Origin of the sequence: Plantactinospora sp. KLBMP9567 (genome assembly GCF_033446045.1) — a bacterium.
Taxonomy (GTDB): Bacteria; Actinomycetota; Actinomycetes; order Mycobacteriales; family Micromonosporaceae; genus Plantactinospora.
Map to the genome: position 1 here is coordinate 216,229 of NZ_JAWQRR010000022.1, position 25,836 is coordinate 242,064.

Annotated in this window: 22 protein-coding genes and 1 pseudogene; 7 read left to right on the forward strand and 16 right to left on the reverse strand. The window is 74.0% G+C overall.

Features of this window, described 5'->3' with window-relative positions:
* Positions 1–71: 71 nt before the first annotated feature.
* Complete coding sequence (locus R6Y94_RS18660) at positions 72–1,028, reverse strand: endonuclease/exonuclease/phosphatase family protein (RefSeq protein ID WP_318397147.1); 957 nt, start codon at positions 1,026–1,028, stop codon at positions 72–74.
* 98 nt (positions 1,029–1,126) lie between these two features.
* On the reverse strand, positions 1,127–3,544 hold the full coding sequence (locus R6Y94_RS18665; protein ID WP_318397148.1) for a PEP/pyruvate-binding domain-containing protein: 2,418 nt from the start codon (positions 3,542–3,544) through the stop codon (positions 1,127–1,129).
* 86 nt (positions 3,545–3,630) lie between these two features.
* Between R6Y94_RS18665 and R6Y94_RS18670 the strand changes: the two genes are divergently transcribed.
* Complete coding sequence (locus R6Y94_RS18670; RefSeq protein WP_318397149.1) at positions 3,631–4,359, forward strand: TetR/AcrR family transcriptional regulator; 729 nt, start codon at positions 3,631–3,633, stop codon at positions 4,357–4,359.
* A gap of 128 nt (positions 4,360–4,487) precedes the next feature.
* Complete coding sequence (locus tag R6Y94_RS18675) at positions 4,488–5,492, forward strand: NAD(P)H-dependent glycerol-3-phosphate dehydrogenase (protein WP_318397150.1); 1,005 nt, start codon at positions 4,488–4,490, stop codon at positions 5,490–5,492.
* A 27-nt stretch (positions 5,493–5,519) separates the two neighbouring features.
* Here the strand turns inward: R6Y94_RS18675 and R6Y94_RS18680 are convergent, their stop codons facing one another.
* Positions 5,520–6,233, reverse strand: coding sequence for a class I SAM-dependent methyltransferase (locus R6Y94_RS18680; protein ID WP_318397151.1), 714 nt, complete (start codon positions 6,231–6,233; stop codon positions 5,520–5,522).
* A 162-nt stretch (positions 6,234–6,395) separates the two neighbouring features.
* Here R6Y94_RS18680 and R6Y94_RS18685 point away from each other — a divergent pair, with 162 nt between their 5' ends.
* Both R6Y94_RS18685 and R6Y94_RS18690 read left to right on the forward strand, forming a co-directional pair.
* Positions 6,396–7,553 (forward strand): hypothetical protein, encoded by a 1,158-nt coding sequence (locus tag R6Y94_RS18685; RefSeq protein WP_318397152.1) that lies wholly within the window; start codon positions 6,396–6,398, stop codon positions 7,551–7,553.
* A gap of 233 nt (positions 7,554–7,786) precedes the next feature.
* Entirely contained in the window at positions 7,787–8,128 is a 342-nt protein-coding gene (locus R6Y94_RS18690) for an RNA polymerase-binding protein RbpA (RefSeq protein WP_318397153.1), read from the forward strand.
* Between the two features lie 243 nt (positions 8,129–8,371).
* Here the strand turns inward: R6Y94_RS18690 and R6Y94_RS18695 are convergent, their stop codons facing one another.
* The 9 genes and pseudogenes from R6Y94_RS18695 to R6Y94_RS18735 all read right to left on the reverse strand — a co-directional run bounded on the left by R6Y94_RS18695 (position 8,372) and on the right by R6Y94_RS18735 (position 18,950).
* On the reverse strand, positions 8,372–8,902 hold the full coding sequence (locus tag R6Y94_RS18695) for an FxsA family protein (protein ID WP_318397154.1): 531 nt from the start codon (positions 8,900–8,902) through the stop codon (positions 8,372–8,374).
* Positions 8,903–8,962: 60 nt separating this feature from the next.
* Complete coding sequence (locus R6Y94_RS18700; protein WP_318397155.1) at positions 8,963–9,760, reverse strand: polyprenol monophosphomannose synthase; 798 nt, start codon at positions 9,758–9,760, stop codon at positions 8,963–8,965.
* Entirely contained in the window at positions 9,757–11,397 is a 1,641-nt protein-coding gene (gene lnt / locus R6Y94_RS18705) for an apolipoprotein N-acyltransferase (protein WP_318397241.1), read from the reverse strand. The genes R6Y94_RS18700 and lnt overlap by 4 nt, the downstream gene beginning before the upstream one ends.
* A 682-nt stretch (positions 11,398–12,079) precedes the next feature.
* Positions 12,080–13,429, reverse strand: a complete 1,350-nt coding sequence (locus R6Y94_RS18710) for a glutamate mutase L (RefSeq protein WP_318397156.1) — start codon at positions 13,427–13,429, stop codon at positions 12,080–12,082.
* Positions 13,430–13,431: 2 nt separating this feature from the next.
* Positions 13,432–13,866 carry a hotdog domain-containing protein gene (locus R6Y94_RS18715; RefSeq protein WP_318397157.1) on the reverse strand — a complete coding sequence of 145 codons (435 nt, stop codon included), beginning with the start codon at positions 13,864–13,866 and terminating at the stop codon, positions 13,432–13,434.
* Positions 13,867–13,958: 92 nt separating this feature from the next.
* Positions 13,959–14,687 (reverse strand): annotated as a pseudogene (locus tag R6Y94_RS18720) (OAM dimerization domain-containing protein); the annotation flags it as partial.
* Positions 14,684–16,339 carry a lysine 5,6-aminomutase subunit alpha gene (locus R6Y94_RS18725; RefSeq protein WP_318397158.1) on the reverse strand — a complete coding sequence of 552 codons (1,656 nt, stop codon included), beginning with the start codon at positions 16,337–16,339 and terminating at the stop codon, positions 14,684–14,686. The pseudogene R6Y94_RS18720 and the gene R6Y94_RS18725, both read right to left, overlap by 4 nt.
* Positions 16,340–16,360: 21 nt before the next feature.
* On the reverse strand, positions 16,361–17,959 hold the full coding sequence (locus R6Y94_RS18730; protein WP_318397159.1) for an amidohydrolase: 1,599 nt from the start codon (positions 17,957–17,959) through the stop codon (positions 16,361–16,363).
* A 4-nt stretch (positions 17,960–17,963) separates the two neighbouring features.
* Positions 17,964–18,950, reverse strand: coding sequence for a zinc-binding alcohol dehydrogenase (locus tag R6Y94_RS18735; RefSeq protein WP_318397242.1), 987 nt, complete (start codon positions 18,948–18,950; stop codon positions 17,964–17,966).
* 264 nt (positions 18,951–19,214) lie between these two features.
* Here R6Y94_RS18735 and R6Y94_RS18740 point away from each other — a divergent pair, with 264 nt between their 5' ends.
* Positions 19,215–20,624: a lysine 2,3-aminomutase gene (locus tag R6Y94_RS18740; RefSeq protein WP_318397243.1), complete on the forward strand. Its 1,410-nt coding sequence runs from the start codon at positions 19,215–19,217 to the stop codon at positions 20,622–20,624.
* Between the two features lie 106 nt (positions 20,625–20,730).
* Here the strand turns inward: R6Y94_RS18740 and R6Y94_RS18745 are convergent, their stop codons facing one another.
* Positions 20,731–20,925 carry a CsbD family protein gene (locus R6Y94_RS18745; protein ID WP_318397160.1) on the reverse strand — a complete coding sequence of 65 codons (195 nt, stop codon included), beginning with the start codon at positions 20,923–20,925 and terminating at the stop codon, positions 20,731–20,733.
* A 237-nt stretch (positions 20,926–21,162) separates the two neighbouring features.
* On the opposite strand from R6Y94_RS18745, the gene R6Y94_RS18750 reads away from it, so the two are divergent.
* Entirely contained in the window at positions 21,163–21,774 is a 612-nt protein-coding gene (locus tag R6Y94_RS18750) for a histidine phosphatase family protein (protein ID WP_318397161.1), read from the forward strand.
* On the opposite strand, the gene R6Y94_RS18755 is transcribed toward R6Y94_RS18750, so the two are convergent.
* The 3 genes from R6Y94_RS18755 to R6Y94_RS18765 all read right to left on the reverse strand — a co-directional run bounded on the left by R6Y94_RS18755 (position 21,704) and on the right by R6Y94_RS18765 (position 24,626).
* Entirely contained in the window at positions 21,704–22,228 is a 525-nt protein-coding gene (locus tag R6Y94_RS18755; RefSeq protein ID WP_318397162.1) for an Lrp/AsnC family transcriptional regulator, read from the reverse strand. The two genes, R6Y94_RS18750 and R6Y94_RS18755, sit on opposite strands and share 71 nt — an antisense overlap.
* Before the next feature lie 149 nt (positions 22,229–22,377).
* Positions 22,378–23,517, reverse strand: coding sequence for an acyl-CoA dehydrogenase family protein (locus R6Y94_RS18760; RefSeq protein ID WP_318397163.1), 1,140 nt, complete (start codon positions 23,515–23,517; stop codon positions 22,378–22,380).
* Positions 23,514–24,626 (reverse strand): Xaa-Pro peptidase family protein, encoded by a 1,113-nt coding sequence (locus tag R6Y94_RS18765; protein ID WP_318397164.1) that lies wholly within the window; start codon positions 24,624–24,626, stop codon positions 23,514–23,516. The genes R6Y94_RS18760 and R6Y94_RS18765 overlap by 4 nt, the downstream gene beginning before the upstream one ends.
* 209 nt (positions 24,627–24,835) lie before the next feature.
* On the opposite strand from R6Y94_RS18765, the gene R6Y94_RS18770 reads away from it, so the two are divergent.
* On the forward strand, positions 24,836–25,765 hold the full coding sequence (locus R6Y94_RS18770; protein ID WP_318397165.1) for a 5'-3' exonuclease: 930 nt from the start codon (positions 24,836–24,838) through the stop codon (positions 25,763–25,765).
* Positions 25,766–25,836 lie beyond the last annotated feature (71 nt).

Genomic DNA, 25,836 nt, shown 5'->3' on the forward strand with positions numbered 1-25,836 from the left:
GCGCCAGGGCGCCGCCGCCGACCAGCAGCGCGACTGCGCCGAGCCGGCCGGCCCGCTCTGCCGCGCCGGGTTCACCGGCCGAGGCGGGCGGCGATCGGCAGGTGGTCGCTGCCGGTGGCCGGCAGTGTCCACAGGTCGGCGACGGTCACCGAGCGGGCCATCACCTGGTCGATCCGGGCGACCGGCAACGCCGCCGGCCAACTGAACGGAAAGGCCGGAGCGGTCGACGGCAGCAGTTCCCTGACCGGCGCCAACCCCCGGTCGTGCACGGTGGTGTTCAGGTCGCCGAGCAGGATCACCGTGGCCAGCGGTTCGGCGTCGATCGCCCTGGCCAGCAGCCCGGCGCTCTCGTCGCGCCGGGCGGTGCCGAAACCGTCCGGCAGGCCGAACCGGACCGACGGCAGGTGCGCCACGTAGACGGCGACGTCGCCGCCGGGCATCCGGGCGGTGGCCCGCAGCCCCCGGTTCCAGTCCGGGCCGATCCCGGCCGGTCTGATGTCCAGCGGCCGGTCGTCCAGCAGCGGGTGGCGTGACCAGAGACCGACGGTGCCGTGCACCGAACGGTACGGATAGTCCCGGCCCAGCACCGCCGCGTACGCCGACAGCGCCGGTGCGGTCAGCTCCTGCATCCCGACCAGGTCGGCCCGGACCCGGGCCAGCGCGCCGGCCGTGCCCGCCGGGCCGGGGTTGGTGTCGCTGACGTTGTGCTGGACCACCGTGATGCCTCCGCCGGAACCGTCCCCGGGCAGCAGCGCCGCGCCGAACAGCCCGAGCCAGGCGGTGGCGGGCAGCGCCAGCGCGAGCAGGGCGGCCACGGAGCGGCGCAGCAGCGCCGGCAGCAGCAGTACCGGGACGGCGGCTCCCAGCCAGGGCAGGAAGGTTTCCAGCAGGCTGCCCAGCCGGCCGATCCGGTTGGGCAGCAGGGCGTGGCCGGCCAGCAGCACCCCGACCAGCAGTGCCAGGGCCGCAGGCAGCCACCCGCGGCGCCAGGCCGACCGGCCGCGCGCGTCGACGCCCCAGCGCCGCACCGTCGTCGGCTCGTCGTCCAGGGTGGACCCCTCTCCTATGGCGATCGGCCGGGTGCATGGTGGCCAACGCCTGGTCCGGGTGGGACGGCGCCGATCGCCTACCGCCCCCGGTCCACCGTCACCGTCCCGGCGGCGCCGTCGACGGTGACGACCTGACCGGTTCTGATCGTATCGGTGGCGCCGGGGACGCAGATGACGGCGGGGATGCCGTACTCGCGGGCCACGGTCGGGCCGTGCGCCATCGGCGCGCCGGTCTCGGTCACCAGCCCGCCGGCGGTCAGGAACAGTGGCGTCCAGCCGGGATCGGTGGTCGGGGCGACGAGGATCTCGCCGGGCTCGATGCGTGCGGTCGCCGGGTCGTGCACCACCCGGGCCGGGCCGGTCACCGTGCCCGGGGCGGCACCGACGCCGCGCAGGGCGTCGGGTGCGGCGGCGGTGGCCGGGGCGAGCGCGGCCTCGACATCGGTGCCGTCGGAGAGCACCGCGACCGGTACGTGCCGGCGACGCAACTCCCGCCGGTACGTCGCCCGGCGCTGCGCGACCAGCGCCCGCTGGTCGACCCCGGCCGAGACGGCGGCACGTGCCTCCGGGATGGTCAGGAACATGATGTCGTCGGCCTGCGCCAACCGCCCGCCGTCGGCCAGTTCCGCGCCGACCAGCAGCAGTTGCCGGCGGTTCTCCCGCAGCGGATACAGCCCGGCGAACTTGCCGGCCTCCCGCAGCCCGGCCAGCACCCGCGCCCGGCGCAGCAGGAACCCGGCGAGCCGGCCCCGGACCGGTCGGTGGCGACGGACCCGGCGGACGAGCGCGGCGAGCGCCACCTCGGCTGCGGCGGCGGCCCGGGCGAACCGCCGGTCGGGCGCCTGCTCCGGGTCGGTGACCCGCAGGTAGTTCGCGATCGAGGCGAAGACCGGTGTCGGGTCCTCGGCCCAGCGGGGTACCCCGAGGTCGACCTCGGCGGCGGCCCGCTGCCCGTACGTGTCGAGGAACTCGGACAGTCCGATCTCCGGCAGGGTGCCGGCCCGGTACCGCGCGGCGAGTTCCTCCGGCGGTGTCGTGCGGAGCAGGTCGCGGTGTGCGTCGGCCCGCTCGGCGAGCCGCCACAGCGCCAGGTCCATCTCGATGGTGACGTTGTGCGGCATGCCGCCGAACACGGCGTGGATCTCGGCCTGGCTGGCGATCCCCTTGAGCAGTTCGACCGGCAGGGCGGCGGTCAGGATGCCGGCGACAACCGGCCAGACGATCCGGTCGTACCGGGTCGACGGGTCCTGGGCCTCGACGAAGTCCAGCCGTTCGGCGGCGGTACGCAGTCCGGCCGGCGCGGCGGCGGCCCGCTGCCGCAACTGGTCGATCTCCTCGAAGAGCCGGCCCCGGGCCGCCTCGGGCCGGGCCAGTGCGGCCACGATCCCGGCGATCGCCCGTGGCGCGGTACGCAGCGCCGGGCCGAGACCACCGGCCGGGCGGGACCGGACGGTGGGCACGGGCGCGAACCGGGGGTCGGTGAGCAGGTGTGCGACCACCGCCTGGGCGCGCGGGCCGAAGTCCACCGCCATCAGCTTCACCAGTCGTTTGCGGGTCGCCGGGTCGCGGACCAGGTCGGTCAGGTCGCCGTAGAGGCGGCCGCCGATGTCGACGATCTCGGCCTTGATGCCGAAGGAGCCGAGCATGCCGGCCAGGATCACCCGCAGCGCGGACATCCCCATCGGGGTGACCGGGCGGAGCATCCCCTGGACGTGCCCGAACTCCAGGTAGATCCGGGGCTGTGGCCGGTCGGTCGGCGGCGGCAGCGGGAAGAGCGTGGTGATCGGCCGGGACTGGAGCAGCCACAGCGTGCCGTCGGAGTCGATCGCCCACTCGACGTCCTGCGGGGCGCCGAAGTGGGCCTGGATCCGCTCGCCGGCCCGGTGCAGCTCGACGAGCTGGGCGGGGGTGAGGCAGCCGCGGTCGTCGTACGGGGTGTCGTCGAGGACGTAGTGGTCGGCCGGGGCGGTGCCGTCGACCACGGCGGTGCCGAGCCCGGGGGCGGCGTCGACCACCATCTCGGTGCGGCAGCCGGTGAGCGGGTTGGCGGTGAAGAGCACTCCGGCGACCTTCGCCTCGACCATGCGTTGCACCACCACCGCCATCCGGACGGTCCGCCCGTCGATGTCGTTGGCCTCGCGGTAGGCGACGGCCCGCTCGGTGTGCAGCGAACTCCAGCACTTGGCGATGGCGTCGTGCAGTGCGTCGACCCCGGTGACCCCGAGGAAGGTGTCCTGCTGGCCGGCGAAGCTCGCGTACGGCAGGTCCTCGGCGGTGGCGCTGGACCGGACCGCGACCGGCCCACCCCCCAGCGCCCGGTACGCCGACGCCACCTCGACGTCCGGGATCACGCCCCGGTCGTGGGCGGCGGTGGTCAGGCAGAAGCCCTCCGGCACCCGCTCGCCGAGCTTGATCAGCTCGCCGAGCCCGGCGGCCTTGCCGCCGACCAGTTCCGCCGTGCCGGCGGACGCCTCAGCCAGCGTGATCACGTTCACCAGGGACTCCCCTCTTTTGCAATACGACTGAAATGTAATCGGCTCGGCGACTCTGTGTCAATACGACTGCAATGTAAAGTGGCGGGGTGCCCAGGAGAGCCGATCACGTCGCCCGCCGCCGGCAGCTCGCCGACGCCCTGATGCGCCTCGCCGCCACCCAGGGCCTGGAGGCGGTCAGCCTCCGGCACGTGGCGGCCGAGGCCGGGGTGTCGACCGGCATGGTGCAGCACTACTTCCGCACCAAGGACGAGATGATGACCTTCGCCCTCGACATGGTGATGGGCGATGCGGTGCAGCGGATCACCGCCGAGGTGACCGCCGCCGGTCGGGTTCTCAACCCCGCCGAACTCGTCCGGACGCTGATGATCCAGATCTTGCCGCTGGACGAGCCCCGCCGGCTCGAGGGACACGTCACCCTCGCCTTCCTCGCCTACACCGCCGTCAAGCCGGCCATCGCCGAAGGGCTGCGGGGAAGCGCCGACCAGATGCGGGCCTTCATCGCCGACCAGATCCGGGCCGTGCAGGCGAGCACCGGGACGGCACCTCGGATCGACCCGGTGCACGCGGCCACCGGCCTGCTGGCCCTGGTCGACGGGCTCGGCATCCACCTCCTCGGCCGGCACTACTCCGACGAGCAGGCGGTCGCCGCCCTCGACGCCCACCTCGGGCTGCTGTTCGGCTCCACACCGGCCCCGCCCGGCGACGACCTGGCCCGCCAGGACCCGCCTGGCCAGAACCGCCACGGCCCGGTCGGCGGCGACCCCGTCGCCCGGGCCGGCGGCACCACCCCGGATCTGCCCGCCGGCACCGGATGACCGGAGTACGTCAACCCGGCGCACCACCGTCGACCCGCGCGGCCGTACGGGCGGACCCCGGCAGCCCCGTACGCTACGACCGGACCCGCGCCGCGCACGGACGGCGCAGGAAGAGGGAGGGCCGCCCGGTGACCACCCGTATGGCCGTGTTCGGCGCCGGCTCCTGGGGCACCGCGTTCGCGATGATCCTCGCCGACGCCGGCTGTCGGGTCACCCTGTGGGGACGGCGCCCCGACCTGGTCGACGCCGTCAACCGCACCGGCACCAACCCCGACTACTTCCCCGGCATCCCGCTGCCGGCCGGCATCACCGCCACCGCCGATCCGGCGGAGGCCGCCGAGGGCGCCGAGTTCGTGGTGCTCGCGGTGCCGTCGCAGACCCTGCGGGCCAACCTCACCGCCTGGACGCCGCTGATCGCCGCGGACAGTGTCCTGGTCAGCCTGATGAAGGGCGTCGAACTCGGCACCGCCAAGCTGATGAGCCAGGTCGTCGCGGAGGTCACCGGCGCCGGACCGGACCGGGTCGCGGTGGTCTCCGGCCCCAACCTCGCCCCGGAGATCGTCCGCCGCCAGCCGGCAGCCAGCGTCGTCGCCTGCCGCGACGAGGCCGTCGCCCGGCGACTCCAGACCGCCTGCCACACCGGCTACTACCGCCCCTACACCAACACCGACGTGATCGGCTGTGAGATCGGCGGCGCGGTCAAGAACGTCATCGGCCTGGCCGTCGGCATCGCCGGCGGTCTCGGCCTCGGCGACAACACCAAGGCGTCGCTGATCACCCGTGGCCTGGCCGAGACCACCCGGCTCGGGCTGGCGATGGGCGCCGACCCGCTCTCCTTCGCCGGCCTGGCCGGGATGGGCGACCTGGTCGCCACCTGCTCCTCGCCGCTGTCCCGCAACCAGACCTTCGGCACCAACCTCGGCCGGGGCATGACGGTCGCCGAGACGGTCGCGGCGACCCGGCAGACGGCGGAGGGCGTCACCTCCTGCCAGTCGGTGCTGGACCTGGCCCGCCGGCACGACGTCGACATGCCGATCGCCGAGATGGTCGTCGACATCGTGCGCGGCGGAAAGTCGCCGCAGGTCGCGGTGAAGGAGCTGATGGCCCGCTCGGCAAAGCCCGAGCGGCGCTGACCACCCCGACAGCCCTGGTCGGGGTGGTCAGCGCCGGACGCAGACGTAGCTGGCGTACGTGGCCGGGTCGCGGCTCGGGTTCGCCTCGACGATCCGGAAACCGGCCCTGGCCAGCATCGGTTCGAGCAGCCAGCTGAAGGTGCTGTGCTCGGTGCGGACGTGGGTGACGAGTTCGGCCCGGCTCCAACCGTCGGCGGTCGACCCGGCCGCGCCGGCCAACCAGGTCTCGAACTGCTCCGCCACCTGCGCCGGCTCGAACGTGTAGACCAGATCACGCAGCAGCAGGATCCCGCCCGGCCGCAGCATGCCGGCGACCCGGGTCAGCGCGACCGCCTTCCAGAAGTCCGGTAGCTGGTGCAGCGCGTGCCGGCTGTAGACGAGGTCGGCCGGCGGGCCCTGGTGGGCGTAGCTGAGGAAGCCGGCCCGGACGACCTCGACGTTGTCGAGCCCGGCCCGTTCGGCGCCGGCCCGCAGCCGGGCCAGCATCGCCGCCGAGACGTCCACCGCGACCACCCGCCGGCAACACGCCGCGGCGGCCAGGGTGAGCCGGCCGGTACCGGCACCGAGGTCGACCAGCATGGCGTCGCCGTCCAGCCCGTACCGGCGCAGTATCTCCAGGTCGGCGCCGGGATCGTGGCCGGCCTTGCGGTCGTAGCCGTCGACGTACGCCGGATCGAGGTGCTCGGGTCCGGCGTACGCCAGCTCGTCGAGCCACCAGTCGGGGTGTTGCCACGGTGCCATCCGACTCCCCCACCGGGCCTCTACGCCCCTCGCGCGACGGCCGGGTCCCGCACCGGCCCGGCGAGGCGCCAGTATCGCCGCTTTCGGCCGGCCGGGGCACCGCATTTACCCGGCCGGCCGGCCGCCGCCGCCGGGGACGGGCCGCACTAGACTTCCCCGGCGATGGACGAGCAGAACCCCACCCCGGAGCCGCCGACGGAGACCCGGCCCTGTGCCCACTGTGGACGCCCGGTACCGCAGCGGGCGGCGGCGGGCCGGCCGTTCCGGTACTGCCGGGACAACGACGGCGCGTGCCAGCGGGCCTCCCGCAACCAGCGGATGCGGCACCGCAACGCACCCGGGCTGGCCGGACAGGTGGCCCGCACCTGGGAGGTCGTCGACCGGCTCGACCAGGTCACCGAGGCGCTGGCCGAAGCGCTGCACGCCGAACTCTCCCCGGCCGGGGTGGAACGCCGGCTCGCCGAGGTGCGGGCCGAGGCGGCCAGCCAGATCGCGGCGGCGCAGACCGAACGGGACGAGGCGCGCCGGGACGCCGAGACGGCCGCGGTCACCCTGCACCAGGCGCAACAGGCGGCCAGCGCGGCGGCCACCGACCGGGCCGCCGCCCGGGAGGAGGCCGAGCGGGCCGCCCGCACCGCCGAGCGCGCCGGCGCCGAGACCTCCGCCGCGCTCGCCGCCCGGGACGCGGCCCAGCAGGCCGCCAGCGCCGCCGCCGCGCTGCGTACCCAGGCCGAGCAGGACCGTGACGCGGCCCGCCGGGAGCTGCGGGCGCTGCGCACCGAGGCGGACGCCGACCGGCGGCGGTTGGCCGAGCTGACCCGGGAACTCGCCGAGGCGACCCGGGACCGCGACTCGGCCCGGGCCGAGTCGGAGCGGGCGGCCCGGTCGGCCGCCGAGGCGGTCGGCCAGGCGGAACGGTTCCGGGCGGCGGCGGCCGAGGCCCGCGCCGCCGCCGAGAGCGCGGCCGGGGAGGCGGCCCGGTTCCGGGCCGAGGCCGAGCGGGCGGCCGCCGACGCCGCAGGGGCCCGGTCCACGGCCACCGCCACTGGCGCCGACCTGGAGCGGGCCCGGGCCGACCTGCGGGCCGCCCGGGACACCGCGACCGCCGTCCAGGCCCGGCTCGACGCGCTGACGGTACGCCTGTCGGCGGCGGAAGCCGACCGGGACGCGGCCCTGGCCCGGGCCGGTCAGCTCTCCACCCAGGTCAGCGACCTCGCCGCCGCACTGGCCGGACTCAGTGCCCGGGCCGTGGCCGACGCGTCGACCGGCCGTCCGGCAGCCGTCGGATCCCGCCCCGCCGGACCGGCGCCCGAGCCGTGATCCGACGGGTTCCGCTCCCGGTGCGGCCGGACCGGACCGGACAGCCGGAGCAAGGCGACATATCCCGGCAATTCTCCACCGACACCGGTGATCTCGATCACCGTTCAGGAGATCCGGCTACGCTCGGAGCGTTTGACCACTTGTACGTTTCTGCCGGGCGGCGGGAATCGCCCACCCGGCACCTGTCGTTACACCGATAAGAACACGCACCACGACCGAGGGGAAAGCCGATCATGGGCGAGCGCATGCTGCGCGGGAGCCGTCTGGGAGCAGTCAGCTACGAGTCCGACCGCAACACCGAGCTTGCCCCGCGACAGACCCGAGAGTACCTCTGCGCCAAGGGCCACCAGTTCGAGGTGCCCTTCGCCGTCGATGCCGAAGTGCCGATGACCTGGGAATGCAAGTTCGACGGCAGCGTCGCCCGGCTGGTCGACGGCAGCGAGCCGGAGCAGAAGAAGGCCAAGCCGCCGCGTACCCACTGGGACATGCTGCTGGAGCGTCGCTCGATCGCCGAACTGGAGAGCATTCTCGCCGAACGGCTCCAAGAGGTCCGGACCCGGCGCGGCCGGGCCTGACCGGTCGCGGCAGCCAGCACACCACCGCCCCCACGACGTCGTGGGGGCGGTGCCGTCTGGCGCCCGCGGACGCGTCCCGGCGGTCCGCCACGGCGCCAGCCAGTCGACCCGTCACCAACCGTGCAGACCACGTCGGCGGCGCCCCTGGAGGGCCTCCCCGCCACCGAGGGCATGATCGAGATCGCCGGGGTGGAGACCCACCCGGCTGCCGGCGCATTCTCGGGCGGCCCTGGCACCCGACCGTCAGGGCCGGCGCGGCTCGACGATCTCGCCCTCGATCGCCCCACCCGGGGCGACCGGCGGCGGAGCCGTGTCGGCCGGCTCCGGGCGTGCCTCCGGTCGCGGCTGGCCCCGCCGGACCCGCACCCGGCGCGGTCCGAACAGGTCACCGGCGACCTCGGCGGAGACCCGCCGCTCGGCCACCCGCTGCACCTGCCCCCGAACCAGCCGGCGCGGCAGCGGCACCGTCAGCAACAGCCCGACCACCCCGGTGACCAGGCCGGGAATCGCGAGCAGCAGCCCGGCGAGCAGGCCCACCAGCCCGTCACTGACCTCATTGCCCGGCGGACGGCCAGCCTCGACCGCGGCCCGCAGCCCCCGCCAGGCCCGCATCCCCTCCCGGCGCAGCAGGGCCAGCCCCAGCAGCGAGGCGGCGAGCACCAGCAGGACCGCCCAGCCGAACCCGATCCACCGCCCGAGCAGCACGAAGACCGCGACCTCCACGATCCCGGTCAGCAGCAGTGCCAGTGGCACGATCCTCAACCCTCGGCGCATGTCACCCCATCCGGATGTCGGGCCCACAAACCCCGTACGTCCAGCATGACACGCCACCGGTCACGGCCAGCGGAGCCGCTGGTCGCCGGTACCGCCCCGGCGCGGCGCCACCCGCCGGTCCGCCACCGACCAGAGCGTGACCCGCCACAACGCCTCGCCGATGATCACCGGACTCATCTTGCTCGTCCCCCGCTCCCGCTCGGCGAACGTGATCGGCACCTCGACCGTACGCAGCCCGGCCCGGTGCGCCCGCCAGGAGAGCTCCACCTGGAACGAGTACCCCTGCGAGGCAACCGAGTCGAGGTCCAGCCGGGCCAGCGCCGGCACCCGGTACACCCGGTACCCGCCGGTCGCGTCGGACAGCGGCATCCCCAACGCCACCCGGGTGTAGAGGTTGCCGCCCCGGGACAGCAACTGCCGGTGCCACGGCCAGTTCACCACCTGACCGCCCGGCGTCCACCGGGACCCGATCACCACGTCCGCGTCCCGGGCCGCGTCCAGCAGCCGGGGCAACTCCTCCGGGGCGTGCGAGCCGTCGGCGTCCATCTCCGCCACGGCGTCGTAGCCGTGCTCGGCCGCCCAGCCGAACCCGGCCACGTACGCGGCACCCAGGCCCTGCTTGCCGGGCCGGTGCAGAACGTGCACCCGGGGGTCCGCTCCCGCCATCCGATCCGCGATCGCCCCGGTGCCGTCCGGACTGTTGTCGTCGACGACCAGGATCTCCACCGACGGCGCCACCCGGTGCACCCGGTCGACGATCACCCCGATGTTGTCGGCCTCGTTGTAGGTGGGCACCACCACCAGCACCCGGCCCACCCCCGGATAGCCGTCCCCATCCGATCCGTTCGACTCGTTCACCGCTCCTCCGCATCCGCCGGGTCGCCGGCCGTCGCCGTACCGACCCCGGGAAGCGGACGCCGACGGGTCAGCGTCGCGGCGGCGAGCGCCGCCACAGCCATGGCCAGCAGCGCCACCTCCGGCCACAGGCCGACCCGGGTGGCGACCGTACGGGCCTCCCCGAGGTGCATCTGCCGGGTCACCACCGCCCTGGTGTTGAACCCGGTCGCCCCGGTTACCCGCCCATCGGCCCCGACGAACCCGGAAACACCGACCGTCGACGCCATCAGCGCCTCCCGGCCGTGCTCCACCGCCCGCAGCCGCACCATCGCCAACTGCTGCTCGGCCTCCGCCACGTTGAACGTCGCGTTGTTGGTCTGCACGACCAGCACCTGCGCCCCACCGGTCACGGTGTCCCGGACCACCTCGTCGTAGGCGACCTCGAAACAGATCACGTCGCCCAGCGTCACCCCGCCGACCCGCAGCACCCCCGGTTCGGTGCCGGCCACGAAGTCGTTGCGAACCCGGTCGACCTCCTTGCTGACCATCCGGGCGATCTCCCGCAGCGGCACGTACTCGGCGAACGGCACCGGATGCCGCTTGACGTACATCTGCGCCCCGTCCAGGCCGGTACCCGGCAGCCACACCAGCCCCGCGTTGCGCACCTGCCCCTCGTCCGGGCCGAGCAGCACCGCGCCGACCAGGATCGGCGCGCCGATCGCGTTCGCCGCCTCCGAGATGCGCCGCCCCGCCGACGCGTTCCGGGTCGGGTCGACGTCGCTGGAGTTCTCCGGCCACACCACCAGGTCGGGCCGCTCCGCCTCGCCCCGCGCGACCTGGCCGGCCAACTCGATGGTGGCGTCGACGTGGTTGTCCAGCACCGCCTGCCGCTGGGCGTTGAAGTCGAGCCCCATCCGGGGCACGTTGCCCTGCACGATCGCCACCCGGGCGGTATCCGAGCCGGCCCCGGCCAGCGGCACCAGCAGCCCGCCCGCCACCAGGGCCGCCGCCCCGGCGACGAACCCGCCCCCGCGCAGCCAGCCGGCCACCGGGAGCCCCCGCCACGGCCGCCACACCGCCACCACCAGCAGCCCGCCGGCCACCGCCACCGCAAAGGTGACCAGCGGGGCACCCCCGTACGCGGCCAGCCGCAGCATCGGCGAGTCACCCTGGCTGAACGCCAGCCGCCCCCACGGGAACCCGCCGAACGGGGTCCGGTCGCGCAGCGCCTCCTGCGCCACCCACAGCACCCCGGTGACCAGCGGCCACGACCAGCGGAGCCGGTCCACCAGCGGACCGGTGAACGCCAGCGCCAGCCCCAGCAGTCCCAGATAGGCCGCCTGCAACCCGGACAACAGCAGCCACGGCACGTTACCGGTGTAGAGGTTCGTCCAGCTCAGCATCGGCAGGAACAGCGCCAGCCCGGCCAGGGCCCCGAGCCCGAACCCGGCCCGCATCCGCCGCCGGTGCACCGCCACCGACAGCAGTGCCACCCCGACCGGCGCCAGCCACCACACCCCGTACGGCGGAAACGCCAGCAGCAGCACCAGCCCGGCGCCGAGCGCGGCCGGCAACGCCAGCCACAGCGGCAGGGGTCTTCCGGCCGGCTCGGCGGTCCGGTCCCCACTCTCGGCAGTCTCGGTCGGCTCGGCCGTCACCACTGTCACGCGCGCCTCACGTCTTCTCGAACGCCACCGGCCCCGGCGCCGGTGAGACCACCTGCCGAAGGCTACCGGCCCGGCCGCCCGGACCGGCAGCCGCGAGGCTCCCGGATCGAATCCCGACGGCGCGAACCCACCGAACCAGTCGAAAGGCCGCCCGGACCGGGTGCCGGCGTGGCAGCGACAGCGGCCGGCACCCGCCGAAAGGCGACTGCGGCCAGCGCACCGGAACGAAAATCGGGGCGCGGCCGACAAGCCGCGCCCCGATGCTCCCAGGCCCTCCCCGGCCGGTGTGGTAGGGCGTTGCCACACGACCTTCGGACCGACCGGACGTGAACTGGCTGTTCCCGTCGGGCCGTTGTCTACTGGCCGCCTGCACCACCCTGCCCGAGCACCGGTAACCGCAGCCGGTTCGCGCCGCCCCGCCGACCCCCGCCCGCTGGACCTGGCCGTTGCGACGACACGAACACATGTCGCTCGGCCAGCGGACGAAGGGACGAAGCGAACAACAGCCGCTTCCCGTTGTAGGACTCAAAGACGGTACGTGGTACCCCCCGGGCACTGTCAACCGCCCCCGGCCAGTCGTCCGGTTCGGGCGGCGTGTCGGGATCCGCCGCGCCGCGCCGCCCCCGGTTCGTCTCCCGTTCGCCCGCCGGACATCGCCCGGTAGCCGGTTCAGCTAGCCGACTGAGCCGGCCAGCAGGTGCCGGTGCAGCAGCCCGGCCGCCGCCACCGGATGCGGCTGCGCCAACAGCCCGGCCGCCGCCAGCACGTACGTGACGTCGACCACCGTACGGGCCGACCGGGGCAGCGGCCAACCGCCGGCGTAGTCGGTCGACACCCCGTCGAGCATCCCGGCCGCGACCACCGGACCGGCGTGCCGGAACACCCCGCCGGAGCCGACCAGCAGCCGGACATCCCGCAGATCCCGCCCCGGCTGCCCGGCCGCACCCCCGCCCCGGGCGTGCCGGCGTACCGCCACCACGGCCGCCAGGGCCGCGATCCGCCGCTCAGCCGCCCGCTCCCCGGTCGCCACCAACCGGCCCGGTTCGGCCGCCAGCGTCGCCGCCACCGCCGCCAACGGGCCCTCCTCGCCCGGCGACAGCAGCCGCTCCGCCACCGCCGCCCGCACCACCCCGGGCGCGCTCCACCGCACCCCCAGATCACCCTCGACGGTCCGGGCCCGCCACAGCGTCCCGGCGGCCGGCCGCGCCGGACCACCGGCCCGCTCGTCCGGCACCAGCACCGAGTACACGTCGGTGGTGGCCCCGCCGACATCGACCACCAGCAGATCACCGCCGAGCCGGTCGGCGAGCGACTCCACCCCGGTCAACACCGCGTCCGGGGTCGCCGCCCGGACCAGCCGGGCGAACCGGCCGCCCCGGGAGAGCCGCTTACCGCCGATCACATGCCGCAGGAACACCTCCCGGATCGCCGCCCGGGCCGGCCCGGCCGCCAGTACCCCGATCGACGGCAGCACGTTGCCGGCCACCACCACCGGCACGCCGCGCCCGGCCAGCAGCTCCCGGACCGCCGGAGCCGCCACCGCGTTGCCGGCCACCACCACCGGCACCCGAAAGCGCGCCCGGGCCAGCCGCCCGGCGTTCGCGGACAGCACCTCCGCGTCACCACCGTCGGTCCCACCGACCAGCAGCACCACGTCCGGCCGGGCCGCCCGCAACGCCGCCAACCCCGCCCCGTCGAGCCGACCCGCTCCGACGTGCACCACCCGGGCCCCGGCCGACAACCCGACCTGGTGCCCGGCCCGGGCCGTGATCAGCTCCTCGTAGCCGAGCACCGCCAGCCGCAACCCGCCGCCGGCCGACGAACAGACGTACCAGGGCGCCGACCCGGCCCCGGACAGCCCGGCGGTCGCCTCGGCCACCGCCGCCTCCAGCCCGTGCAGCACGTCGGTGCCGACCGTGGTTTGGCCGGACGCCGAGGCCAGCAACGTGCCGTCGGCCAGATCCACCACCGCCACCTTCGTCCAGGTGGAGCCGACGTCGGCGCAGACCGCGTACGAGGTCACCGCTACCAGGGCCCGCCACCGGCCCGTACCGCCGGACCGGCCGGCGGGACCACCACCGTGCCGACGGCGGTCACCGCCACCAGCGGCGGGTCGAGCACCTCGGCCGCCGACCCACCCCGTTCCGGCCGACCCCGGCACACCACCCGGCACTCGAACTCGCACGTCCGGCTGCGGCTGCCGACCCGGACCACCGTCGCCGCCACCTCCAGCACGTCCCCGGCCCGGATCGGCGCCTGGAACCGCACCTCCGCATAGCCGGCGAACAACCCCTCGTCGCCGTCGGTCCGGATACACACCTCGGTCGCCACGTCACCGAACAAACCCAGCGCGTACGCCCCGTCCACCAGGTTGCCGGCGTAGTGCGCGTGCGAGTACGGCACGTACCGGCGGTGCAGCACCGTCAACCCCAGCCGTGGATCCGCCGCCCCGTCGATCATCCGCCCACCCCTTCCACTCCCCGGCCCGGCGACCGATCCCGATCACCCGACGCCGCCGTCGCGCCCGCCGCCGCCCGCTCCGGGCCGCCGGCCACCAGCCGGTGCACCAGATAGCTGGCCACCTCGCCCGGCGTGGTGCCCCGGCCGAAGATCCGATCCACGCCCAGTTCCCCGGCCATCAACTCGTCGAACCGCGGACCGCCGACCACCAGCAGCGGACGCCGGCCCGCCGGCATCGCCTCCCGGAACGCCGCCGACATCTCCCGGGTGTTGTGCAGGTGCGCGTCCCGCTGCGTCACCACCTGCGACACCAACACCGCGTCCGCCCGCTCCGCCCGGGCCGCCGCCACCAGGTCCGGCACGCTCACCTGGGCGCCCAGGTTCGTCACCCGCAACTCCCGGTAGTACTCCAGGCCCTTCTCCCCGGCGATCCCCTTCACGTTCAGGATCGCGTCGATCCCCACCGTGTGCGCGTCGGTGCCGATGCACGCACCGACCACCGACAGCTTGCGGCGTAGCCGCCGCCGAATCAGGGCGTTGACCTCCTTCGCCGACAGCAGCGGATAGTCCCGCTCCACCACCCGCACCGCCGACAGGTCCACCAGATGGTTCACCCGGCCGTAGACGACGAAGAAGGTGAAGCCGTCGCCCATCTGCCGGGCGTGCACCAGCATCGCCGGGTCCAGCCCCATCTTCGCCGCCAGTTGTAGCGCCGCTCCCTCGGCCCGCTTGTCGTGCGGCACCGGCAGGGTGAACGACACCTGCACCATCCCGTCCCCGGTGGCGTCCCCGTACGGCCGCACCACCGGACCGCCGCTCACGATCCCGCCTCCAGCAGCTCCGTCGCCGGGTTGTAGTAGTCGTCCGCGTGCGCCGCCACCCCGTCCAACCCCCGACCCCGGTCCGCCGGCCGCTTCGTGATCCCGAACGTGCCGTCCGCGATCGCCGGCAACAGCCCGCCGTCGGCGATCCGCTCCAGCAACGCCACCGCCTCGGCCAGCACCGTCGCCGCCCGCCGCTGGATGAACCCGCCCGGCGCCGGCACGAAATCCTCGTGCAGCCCACCGGCCGCGCCCAACACGTACCGGACGTTCTGCAGGGCGATGTCCCGGTCCGACAGCCACGGCGTCACCACCGCCTCGGTCATCATCCCGACCAGCAGGATCCCCTGCCCGGTCATCGCACCGACCAGGTTGAAGAAGCCGTCCAGCAGATTGCCCCGGAACACGTCCCCGGTCATGTGCCGGGTCGGCGGCATCCACTTCAGCGGCGCGTCCGGGAACAACTCCCGGGCCAGCAGCGCGTGCGCCAACTCCAGCCGGAACGACTCCGGCAGATCGGGGTCGATCTCGAACGCGTGCCCCAGCCCCAACTGCGCGTCCGGCAACCCCGCCTCGTGCGCGAAGTACTCGTTGAGCAGCTGCGACACCGTCACCGTGTGCGCCTCGTCGACCGCGTCCGCCGTGGTCAGATAGTTGTCCTCACCGGTGTTGATGACGATCCCGGCCCGGGCGTGCACCTGCCGGGAGAACCGCTGGTCCACGAAGGTCCGCACCGGATTGATGTCCCGGAACAGGATCCCGTACATCGAGTCGTTGAGCATCATGTCCAGCCGCTCCAGCCCGGCCAGCACCGCCATCTCCGGCATGCACAACCCGGAGGCGTAGTTGGTCAGCCGCACATACCGGCCCAGCTCCTTCGAGGACTCGTCCAGCGCCGCCCGCATCAGCCGGAAGTTTTCCTGCGTCGCGTACGTGCCGGCGAAGCCCTCCCGGGTCGCCCCCTCCGGCACGTAGTCCAGCAGCGACTGCCCCGTCGACCGGATCACCGCGATCACGTCCGCCCCGGCCCGGGCCGCCGCCTGGGCCTGCGGAATGTCCTCGTAGATGTCACCGGTCGCCACGATCAGATAGATCCACGGCCGGCGACCGCCCCGGCTCGGCGCGTCTGGCGCCACGCCGAGCCCCGGGGCAATCGGTCCCGGGTCGCCGTGCCGGCGTACCGTCCGGTCCCGCTCCGCCCGGCGGCGGTCGATCCGGCGCAGCCCGGCGCCGACCGCCCGCCGCGCCGCCGCCCGAGCCGACCTCGCCGCCCGGCCCGCCGGCACCTCGAACCGGACCGACCCGGCCGCCGCCTTCTGGGCCAGCAGCGTCACCGCCGCCCCGACATCCGAACCGGCCGGTGCCGGGCCCAGCTCGCGCCGCACCGCGTCGAAGACCGGCACCGCCACCCCGTGCACCAGCCCCACGTCCGCGACCACCGCGTCGACCAGCCGGTTCACCCACGGAATCCCGTCCGGATCCGCACCGGTCACCCCGGCCAGCCGCAACACCGCCCGCTCCACCGACACCGTCGTGTGAGCCCGGGCCAGCTCCACCACCGGCCGCCCCGCCCGCCGGGCCAACTCCCGGGCCCGGCCGACCAGCACCGGATCCAGCGCCAGCTTGCCGCCCGACCCACTACCCGCCGCCATCGGCGACCCCCCACCGTTCCGTCACGACGCGTCCTCCCCGTCGTAGATCACCGAACCGCGCAGTACCGTCCTGCGGCACGTCGGCAGCGGAGTCGGATCGTCCGGCCCACGCTCCTCCGGGCTCGCCGACACCAGCACCGGCAGCCCACCATCCATCCCGGCCGGCACCGACCAGACCGCGAACGTCGCCGCCGCCCCGGGCACCAGCACACCCTCGGTCAGCCGCGGATCCCGGCCGCCCGCACCCGCCGGCACCGCCCGCCAGCCACCCCGGGTGTGCGCCGCGAACGCCGCCCGCACACCCATCCGCTGCGCCGGGTTGAAGTGCGCCACCGCCGCCCGCACCGAACCCCACGGATCCAGCGGCGTCACCGGCGAATCCGAACCGAACGCCAGCGTCACCCCGACCCCGTGCATCGCACCCATCGGATTCGACTCCAGCGACCGCCGCACACCCAGCCGCGACGCGTACATCCGCCGCTTGCCGCCCCACAACCGGTCGAACGCCGGCTGCATGCTCGCCACGATCCCGTACTCGACGAATCCGGCGATCAGCCGCTTGCTCATGATTTCCGCATGCTCGACCCGGTGCCGGGCCGCCCGCAGCCGCTCCACCCCGAGCACCTGAGCCGCACCGGCGAACCCGGACAGCACCGTGTCGATCGCCGCGTCCCCGATCGCGTGGAAGCCACCCTGCACCCCGTGCGCCGCACAGTCCAGCAGATGGTCCCGCACCTGCTCCACCGTCAGGTAGCCGTGCCCGCACGCCCCCGGCTCACCGTCGATGTACGGCGCCGACAGGTGCGCCGTACGCGCACCCAGTGCCCCGTCCGCGAACAGGTCACCGCCGGCACCGACCGCACCCAGCGCACGGGCCCGCTCCGCACCCATCAGCTCGCCCCAGTAGCCGTACACCTCCGGACCGTCCACACCGGACAGGGACAGCAGCGCGGTGAAGTCCGCCTCGCCGGCAATGTCCGGACCGCCGCACTCGTGCACCGCCGCGATCCCCAACGACGCCGCCCGACGCAACGCCACCCGCTGCGCCTCCCGGCGCTGGGCGTCGGACACCGAATCCAACGCCAGCTCCCGCACCACGTGGTGGGCGTCCCGGCGCAGCCACCCGGACGGGTCGTAGCCGGGCACCCCGGCCACCTCCGGCACCGCCGCCAACAGCGCCGACGAGCAGAGCGCGGAATGGATCGACGCCTGGGCCAGATAGACCCGCCGGCCACCGGCCGCCCGGTCCAGCTCCGCCGCCTTCGGCATCCGCCGGTCCGACCAGCCCGACTCGTCCCAGCCGTGCCCCAGCACCACCGCGTCGGCCGGCAGTTCCGCCGCGAACCCGGCGACCGCCGCGCAGACGTCCGCGGCCGACCGCGCCCCGGACAGGTCCAGCCCGGCCAGCGCCAGCCCGGTATCGGTGGCGTGCACGTGCGCATCCACGAACGCCGGAGCCAGCAGCGCGCCGTCCAACTCCACGATCCGGTCGGCGGCCGGGGCGTCGGCGTCGGCACCGAGCCAGTCGATCCGGCCGTCCCGGACCAGCAGTGCGGTGGCGTGCGGATCGGCCGGACAGTACAGCCGGCCGCCACGGTAGAGAGTCGAGGGGTTCGTCATGGCATCAGTCTGCCGCGAGCCGGTCCGTGAAGAGCGCGCGGACTCCGGGCACCGTACGCAGTAGCGACAGCGCGTACTCGGCGTGTCCCGGCAGGTAGCCGTTGCCGATCAGCATCGTCACGTCGGCTGCCAACCCCTCCGCGCCGAGCGCCGCCGAGGCGAAACTGGTGGCCATCGAGAAAAAGATCACCGTCCCGCCGTCGGCGGTGGCCAGGATCGCACCGTGCTCACAACCGGGCACGTCGACACAGACCACCGTGACGTCCGCCGGCCCACCCAACGCGGCCGTCACGGCCGCCGCCAACCCCACCGGGTCCCGGGCGTCGGCAAGTACGACCTCGTCGGCGAGCCCGGCGGCGAGCAGCCGCTCCCGCTCGGCCAGCACCGGCACCACCCCGACGGCCCGGCCGGCACCCGCCTGCCGGGCAGCGGCCAGCGCCAGCGAGCCGCTCTTGCCGGCCCCGCCGAGCACCGCCACCCGGGGCGCCGGGTAGCCGCGCACCGTGCGGGCGGTCAGCGCCGGCGCACCGCAGACGTCGAAGACCGCCAGGCTCAGCCGGGGGTCGAGGTCCTCCGGGAGTACGGCCACGATCGACCGGGCGAACAGGATCGCGTGCCCGGTGCACGGCACCTGCTCGGAGCGGCCGTCCCAACCGGCGAGCCCGTCGGCGACCGCCAGCGGGGTCAGGGTCAGCGAGACCAGCGTCGCCACCCGATCACCCGGCTTGACCGGCAGCGGCGACTCCGGGCCGACCTCGGCGACCGTACCGACCAGCATCCCACCGGACCCGGTGACCGGATTGTGCATCTTGCCGCGCTCACGGATGATCTCCAGCACCTCGGCCCGGACCGCCGCCCCGTCCCCGCCGTGCTTCTCCGACAACTGCCGGAAGCTCGCCGCGTCCAGGTTCAGCCGCTCCACCCGGATCCGGACCTCGTCGGCGGCGATTTCGCCCCGGGCGTCCAGCCGGTACGCCGCCTGCGGCAACACCCCAACCGGCTCCCGCACCCGGTGCAACCCGACCGCGGACGTGACCGCCGCACCTCCCGACGTCGCTCCCACCGCTGCCTCCTCCCGACGGCCCGTCCGGCGAGGCATCAGCCCTCAAAGCCCGCCATGAACAGGAAAACTTACGGCAGGATATTTCGTTGACGGGAAATCTTCCAGTAGCGTTCGAGGTGCAGGCCGCTCCGAGGCTTACCGGCACCCGAAACTGGAGGAGGCGCCGTGACCCAGGTCGAACCGGCAACCGCCGTGCTCGCCCCCCGCAACCCCAGCGGCCCGGCGCACCCCGGCCCGGCCGAGGCGCCCAGCACCGGCCAGCCGTACGAATACCGCCGCCGCGCCCTGGTCGAACCCGACTGGACCCGCTTCCCCGGCTGGCGACAGGTGACCCGGGAGCAGTGGGAATCCGCCCAGTGGCAGCGCGCCAACTGCGTCAAGAACGTCAAGCAGCTCCGAGCCGTGCTCGGCGAGGCCGTCGACGACAACTGCTACGCCGACCTCGCCGCCGACCAGGACACCCGGGCCACCATGTCCATGCTGGTCCCGCCCCAGATGCTCAACACGATGGTGCCGGACGGCCCGATCGACACCGACGCCTTCCGCGCCGACCCGATCCGTCGCTACATGCTGCCGCTCGCCACCGACCGGCGCACCGACTTTCCCTCCCACCCGTACGCCACCCGCGACTCCCTACACGAACACGACATGTGGGTCGCCGAGGGCCTCACCCACCGCTACCCCACCAAGGTCCTCGCCGAACTGCTCTCCACCTGCCCCCAGTACTGCGGGCACTGCACCCGGATGGACCTGGTCGGCAACTCCACCCCGACCGTCGACAAGCTGCGGCTGCGTCTCAAGCCCGTCGACCGGTACGACGCGCACATCGACTACCTGCGCGCCCACCCCGGCGTCCGGGACGTCGTGGTCTCCGGCGGTGACGTCGCCAACGTGCCGTGGCGCAACCTCGAGTCGTACCTGATGCGGCTACTGGAGATCCCGACGATCCGGGACATCCGGCTCGCCACCAAGGCACTCGCCGGGCTCCCCCAGCACTGGCTCCAGCCCGAGGTGGTGGAGGGACTCGAACGGGTCGCCCGGACCGCCGCCCGGCGCGGCGTGAACCTCGCCATCCACACCCACGTCAACCATGCCCAGTCGCTCACCCCGCTGGTCGCCCGGGCCGCCCAGACCGCACTGGAGGTCGGGGTCCGCGACGTACGCAACCAGGGAGTGCTGATGCGCGGCGTCAACGCGACCGCCGCCGACCTGCTCGACCTCTGCTTCGCGCTCCAGGGGGAAGCGGGAATCCTGCCGTACTACTTCTACATGTGCGACATGATCCCGAACGCCGAACACTGGCGGGTACCGGTCTGGCACGCCCAGCGACTCCAGCACGACATGATGGGCTACCTGCCCGGCTACGCCACCCCACGGATTGTCTGCGACGTGCCCTTCGTGGGCAAGCGCTGGGTGCACATGGTCACCGAGTACGACCGCGAACGCGGCATCTCGTACTGGACCAAGAACTACCGTACGTCGATCGAGTCCGACGACCTCACCGCCCTGGACCGGCGGTACGCCTACTACGACCCGATCGACACCCTGCCCGAGGCCGGCCGGGCCTGGTGGGCCCGGCACGGCACTCAGGCCGGTCACTGAACCCTTCGCAACCTGGACAGCGCGACGCGTACGCCCCGACTTCCACCTACGACCGCCAGGGACCCCAAGAGAAGGTTGACGAAGGTTCACTGAGGACGGACGACCGTCAACGGTCGAACGCCTGCTTGGCGTCGCGGCCCGCTTCCTTCACGTTGGAGCCGGCCTGCTTCGCCTTGGCCTGCATCTGCTCGGAGGCGCCCTCGCCACGCATCTGCTCGTTGTTGCTCCGGTCGCCCATCCGTTCCTTGGCGGCGCCCTTCAGCTCCTCCGCCTTGTTGCGCATCTTGTCCATGGCACTCATGTCGCACTCCTCACCTCGATGGCTCCGCTCACGGCGGCTGGCCCGCAAGTGAGTTGCCCGACGAGGGTGTAATGAAACCTGCCTAATCGCCGCAAAGGCCTTAGCGGTACCCAAAGGCCACAAGCCGGTTCCTCTGGGCGCGTTGTTTCAGTCTTGCCACGCGGTGCGTGCCACTTCGCGTGGGGCGTCCTAGGATGCTAGGTCAAGGAGGTTCGGTCGAGGTGGTTGACTGGAGGGATGGCCGAGATCATCCTCATCCGCCACGGCGAGACCAACTGGAGTGCCAGTCACCGGCACACCTCGTACACCGATCTGGAACTGACCACGGACGGCGAGCGGCAGGCCCGGGAGGTGGCCGCCGAACTCGGCGAGCGGACCTTCGCCGTCGTGCTCTCCAGCCCCCGGCGGCGGGCACTGCGCACCGCCGAACTCGCCGGACTGCGCGTGACGGAGGTCGACGACAATCTCAGCGAGTGGAACTACGGCGAGTACGAGGGGCTGACCACCGACGAGATCCGGCGGGAACGCCCGGACTGGGTGCTATGGACCGACGGCTGCCCCGGCGGTGAGTCCCCGGAGCGGGTCGGTGCCCGGCTGGACCGGGTACTGGCCCGGGCGACGGCACTGCTCGACACCGGTGACGTCGCCCTGGTGGCGCACGGTCACAGCCTGCGGGTGGCCGGGGCGCGCTGGATCGGGCTACCGGCCAGCGGCGGCGGGCGGCTGCGCTTGGACACCGCCACGGTCTCCACGCTCGGCTACGAGCACGGCCGGCCGGTCATCCTGCGCTGGAACTCGCCGGGTCGGGCGGTAGCGCCCGCAGCCGAGCCGTCCCCGGCTCCGAACTGAGCTTCGACTCCGCCGGCAGCTTCGGCGGGCGGCTCTCGTACGGGATGGAGAGCACCACGGTGGTCCTGGTGGTGACGTTGGCGGCGGTACGGATCTCCTGGAGCACCCGCTCCAGGTCCACCGGACTGGCCACCCGGACCAGCAGCAGGTAGAAGTCCTCCCCCGCCACCGAGTAGCACGAGTCGATCTCCGGCAGGTGGGCCAGCCGGTCCGGTGCGTCGTCCGGCTGCGACGGATCCAGTGGCCGGATCGCCACGAACGCGCTCAACGGCAGGTCGATCGCCTCGAACGCGATCCGCGCCGCATACCCCTTGATCACACCACGCTGCTCCAGCCGGCGGACCCGCTGGTGCACCGCGGACACCGACAGCCCGACCCGCTCGGCCAGATCCGTGTACGACAGCCGGCCGTCGGCGGCCAGAGCCGCCACGATGGCCCGATCGGTCTCCTCCACGGCGTGCAACCTACCGGTAAAGGATGGTCCGGACGACGTCGAACCGGCCGCGTCGCCGCCGCACGTTATCAGGTCGATAGCTGCGGGCGACCCCGGCGCCGGCCGGCGGTCCACGGACGGCTGGGGTCGGCGGGCCAGGACCACGGCGGTCAGCGGGTCAGCGAGCGGGCTATCACCAGTCGTTGGATCTGGTTGGTCCCCTCGACGATCTGCAACACCTTCGCCTCCCGCATGTACCGCTCGACCGGATGGTCCGCCACGTAGCCGGCGCCGCCGAGCACCTGCACCGCGTCGGTGGTGACCCGCATCGCGGTGTCGGTGGCGAAGAGCTTCGCCTTGGCCGCCTCGGTCGAGTACGGCCGCCCCGCGTCCCGCAGCCTGGCCGCGGCCAGGGTCAGCGCCCGGGCCGCCGACACCTGGGTCGCCAGGTCGGCCAGGAGGAAGCCCAGCCCCTGGAAGTCGATGATCGGCTGGCCGAACTGTTCCCGCTGCCGGGCGTAGTCGACCGCGTAGTCCAGCGCCGCCTGGGCCAGCCCGACCGCGCAGGCGGCGATGCCCAGCCGGCCACTGTCCAGCGCCGACAGCGCGATCCGGAACCCCTCCCCCTCGGCGCCGACCAGCCGGTCGGCCGGGACCCGGGCGTCGTCGAAGGCGATCTGCGCGATCGGCGACGAGCGCAGCCCCATGGTGCGTTCCGGGGTCTGCGGGACGATCCCGGCGGTACCGGCGTCGGCGAGCAGGCAGGAGATGCCCCGGGCGCCGGGACCGCCGGTGCGGCAGAAGATGTTGTAGAAGTCGGCGTTGCCGGCGTGCGTGATCCAGGCCTTGGTGCCCGAGACGAGGTAGTCGTCGCCGTCCCGCCTGGCCCGGGTGGTCAGCGCGGCCGCGTCCGAGCCGCCCTGCGGCTCGGAGAGACAGTACGCACCCAGCAACTCGCCGCCGATCATGTCCGGCAGCAGCTTGCGTACCTGTTCGCCGCCGTAGGTGGCCACCGGGTAGCAGGACAGGGTGTGCACGCTGACCGCCTCGGCCACCGCCAGCCAGCGGCTGGCCAGGACCTCCAGCACCTGAAGGTAGACCTCGTACGGCTGCGCCGCGCCGCCGTACTCCTCGGGGTACGGCAGGCCGAGCAGTCCGGCCCGGCCGAGGGTACGCAGCAGCTCGCGGGGGAACACGCCACGCCGCTCGAAGTCGACCACCCGGGGCGCGAGTTCCCGGTCGGCGAGTTCGGTGACGAGGTCGAGCAGCTCGTACGCCTCGTCGGTGGGCAGGATCCGGTCGACCGTCATAGTCGCACCAACTCCCGGGAGATCGTGTTGAGCCGCTCCACCCCGTCCGGGGTGCAGACCACGATGTCCTCGATCCGGGCACCGTGCCGGCCGGACAGGTAGATCCCCGGCTCGACGGAGAACGCCATCCCCGGCTCCAGCGGCAGCTCGTTGCCGGCGACCAGGTACGGGTCCTCGTGCCCGTCCAGCCCGATCCCGTGCCCGGTACGGTGCAGGAAGGCGGCGCCGTAGCCGGCGTCCGCGATGACCTCGCGGGCGACCGAGTCGACCGTCGCCGCGCTGACCCCGGGTCGCACCGCACCGACCGCGGCCCGCTGGGCGGCGTGCAGCACCTGGTAGTAGTCGGTGAACTCGGGTGGCGGCGTGCCGACCACGTAGCAGCGGGTGGAGTCCGAGCAGTATCCGGACGGCATGGTCCCGCCGATGTCGACGACCACCGGTTCGCCGACCCCGATCAACCGGTCGGAGCTGCCGTGGTGCGGACTGGCCCCGTTCGGGCCGGCGGCGACGATCGCGAAGTCGGCGGTGGCGTGGCCGGCCTCCCTGATCCCGACCGAGATGTCGGCGGCGACCTGAGCCTCGGTCCGGCCGGGGCGCAGCCACTCGGCCATCCGGCCGTGTACCGCGTCGATCGCGGCGCCGGCCTCCCGCAGCGCCGCCACCTCGGCCGTCGACTTGCGCAGCCGCAGCCCCCGCAACACCTCGCCGGCGAGCCGCTGCGTGCTGCCGGGCAGCGCGGCGCGCAGCGCGAGCACCTGCTCGGCCCACATCCGGTCGCCGAGCCCTACCGCACCGACAGGGCCGCCGAGGGCCCGCACCACCAGCGGGTACGGGTCGGTGCCGTCCGGATGGTCGACGATGCGTACGCCCGTGCGCGGCGCCGGTGACGCCTCGGCGGCCGGCCGCTCCAGGGTCGGTACGACGAGGGTGGGTGTACCGCTCGCCGGCAGCACCAGGCAGGTGAGCCGTTCAAGGGCGTGCGCGTGGTAGCCGGTCAGGTAGCGCAGGTCGGAGCCCGGCGGGATGAGCAGGGCGTCCAGGCCGGCTTCGGCAGTGGCTTCCCGGGCTGCCGCCAGCCGGTGCGGCGGATAGAGGTCTTCGTCACCCACCTCCTTAGCTTAACGGTCGTTCGGGCGTATTCGACCGGCGGGACAGTCCGGAAAACATCTCCGCCCGGCGCCCCCGAAGCCCGCGTTCCGCGACACCGTCGCGCCCGACCCGGTGGCGGAGCATCTCCCGACCGACCGGAGCGGCGGCCGTCGACCCGCCGTCGCGGGGGCTGCGACCGGAGCGGGCGGCGCTGTGCCAGGCTGTCCGGGTGAACGACAGCCGCCCCCTGCTCCTCATCGACGCACCGAGCCTCTACTTCAGGGCCTACTTCGGCATCCCTGAATCGGCCGCCAAGGCGCCGGACGGCAGCCCGGTCAACGCCGTCCGGGGCTTCCTGGACATGCTGGCGACGCTGATCCGCACCCGCCGGCCCGACCGGCTGGTCTGCGCGCTGGACTACGACTGGCGCCCGGCCTGGCGGGTGGCACTGCTGCCGTCGTACAAGGCGCACCGGGTGGCGCCGCAGGGCGGCGAGGTGGTGCCGGACACCCTCTCCCCACAGGTGCCGCTGATCCTCGAACTGCTGGCCGCGATCGGCATCCCGGCGATCGGGGTGGACGGCTACGAGGCCGACGACGTACTCGGCACGCTGGCCGCGACCTCGCCGGCACCGGTGGAGGTGGCCTCCGGCGACCGGGACCTGTTCCAGCTCATCGACGACAGCCGGCCGGTACGGCTGCTCTACTGCGGCCGGGGTGTGGCGAAACTGGAGGACTGCGACGACGCCGCCGTCCGGACCAAGTACGGCGTGCCGGCCGCCGGGTACGCCGACTTCGCCGCGCTGCGGGGCGACCCCAGCGACGGCCTGCCCGGAGTGGCCGGCGTCGGCGAGAAGACCGCCGCCCGGCTCGTCGACCGGTACGGCAGCCTGGACGGCATCCTCGCCGCGCTCGACGACCCGTCCTCCGGCTTCGCGCCGGGGCTGCGGACCAAGCTGAACGCCGCCCGGGACTACCTGGCCGTCGCGCCGACGGTGGTCCGGGTGGCCCTGGACGTGCCGCTACCGCCGTTGGATCCCACCCTGCCGGCGGCGCCGGCCGATCCCGACCGACTGCTCGCGCTCGCCGAGCAGTGGAACCTCGCCGGCCCGTGCCGCCGGCTGGTCGACGCCCTCGCCGGCAACACCGTGCCCGCCTGACGCGTCCCGCCGGTGGCCCGGTGCCGCCGACCCGGAGGCGCCGGCCGGCGTTGTCTGCCGGCCGGCCGTGC

What these genes read in the sequence shown, in the direction of transcription:
- R6Y94_RS18680 (WP_318397151.1), bottom strand. Translation starts at nt 6,233, where the DNA reads ATGGCACCGTGGCAACACCCCGACTGGTGGCTCGACGAGCTGGCGTAC.
- R6Y94_RS18685 (WP_318397152.1), top strand. Translation starts at nt 6,396, where the DNA reads ATGGACGAGCAGAACCCCACCCCGGAGCCGCCGACGGAGACCCGGCCC.
- R6Y94_RS18690 (WP_318397153.1), top strand. Translation starts at nt 7,787, where the DNA reads ATGGGCGAGCGCATGCTGCGCGGGAGCCGTCTGGGAGCAGTCAGCTAC.
- R6Y94_RS18695 (WP_318397154.1), bottom strand. Translation starts at nt 8,902, where the DNA reads ATGCGCCGAGGGTTGAGGATCGTGCCACTGGCACTGCTGCTGACCGGG.
- R6Y94_RS18715 (WP_318397157.1), bottom strand. Translation starts at nt 13,866, where the DNA reads ATGATCGACGGGGCGGCGGATCCACGGCTGGGGTTGACGGTGCTGCAC.
- R6Y94_RS18725 (WP_318397158.1), bottom strand. Translation starts at nt 16,339, where the DNA reads ATGGCGGCGGGTAGTGGGTCGGGCGGCAAGCTGGCGCTGGATCCGGTG.
- R6Y94_RS18730 (WP_318397159.1), bottom strand. Translation starts at nt 17,959, where the DNA reads ATGACGAACCCCTCGACTCTCTACCGTGGCGGCCGGCTGTACTGTCCG.
- R6Y94_RS18745 (WP_318397160.1), bottom strand. Translation starts at nt 20,925, where the DNA reads ATGAGTGCCATGGACAAGATGCGCAACAAGGCGGAGGAGCTGAAGGGC.
- R6Y94_RS18750 (WP_318397161.1), top strand. Translation starts at nt 21,163, where the DNA reads ATGGCCGAGATCATCCTCATCCGCCACGGCGAGACCAACTGGAGTGCC.
- R6Y94_RS18760 (WP_318397163.1), bottom strand. Translation starts at nt 23,517, where the DNA reads ATGACGGTCGACCGGATCCTGCCCACCGACGAGGCGTACGAGCTGCTC.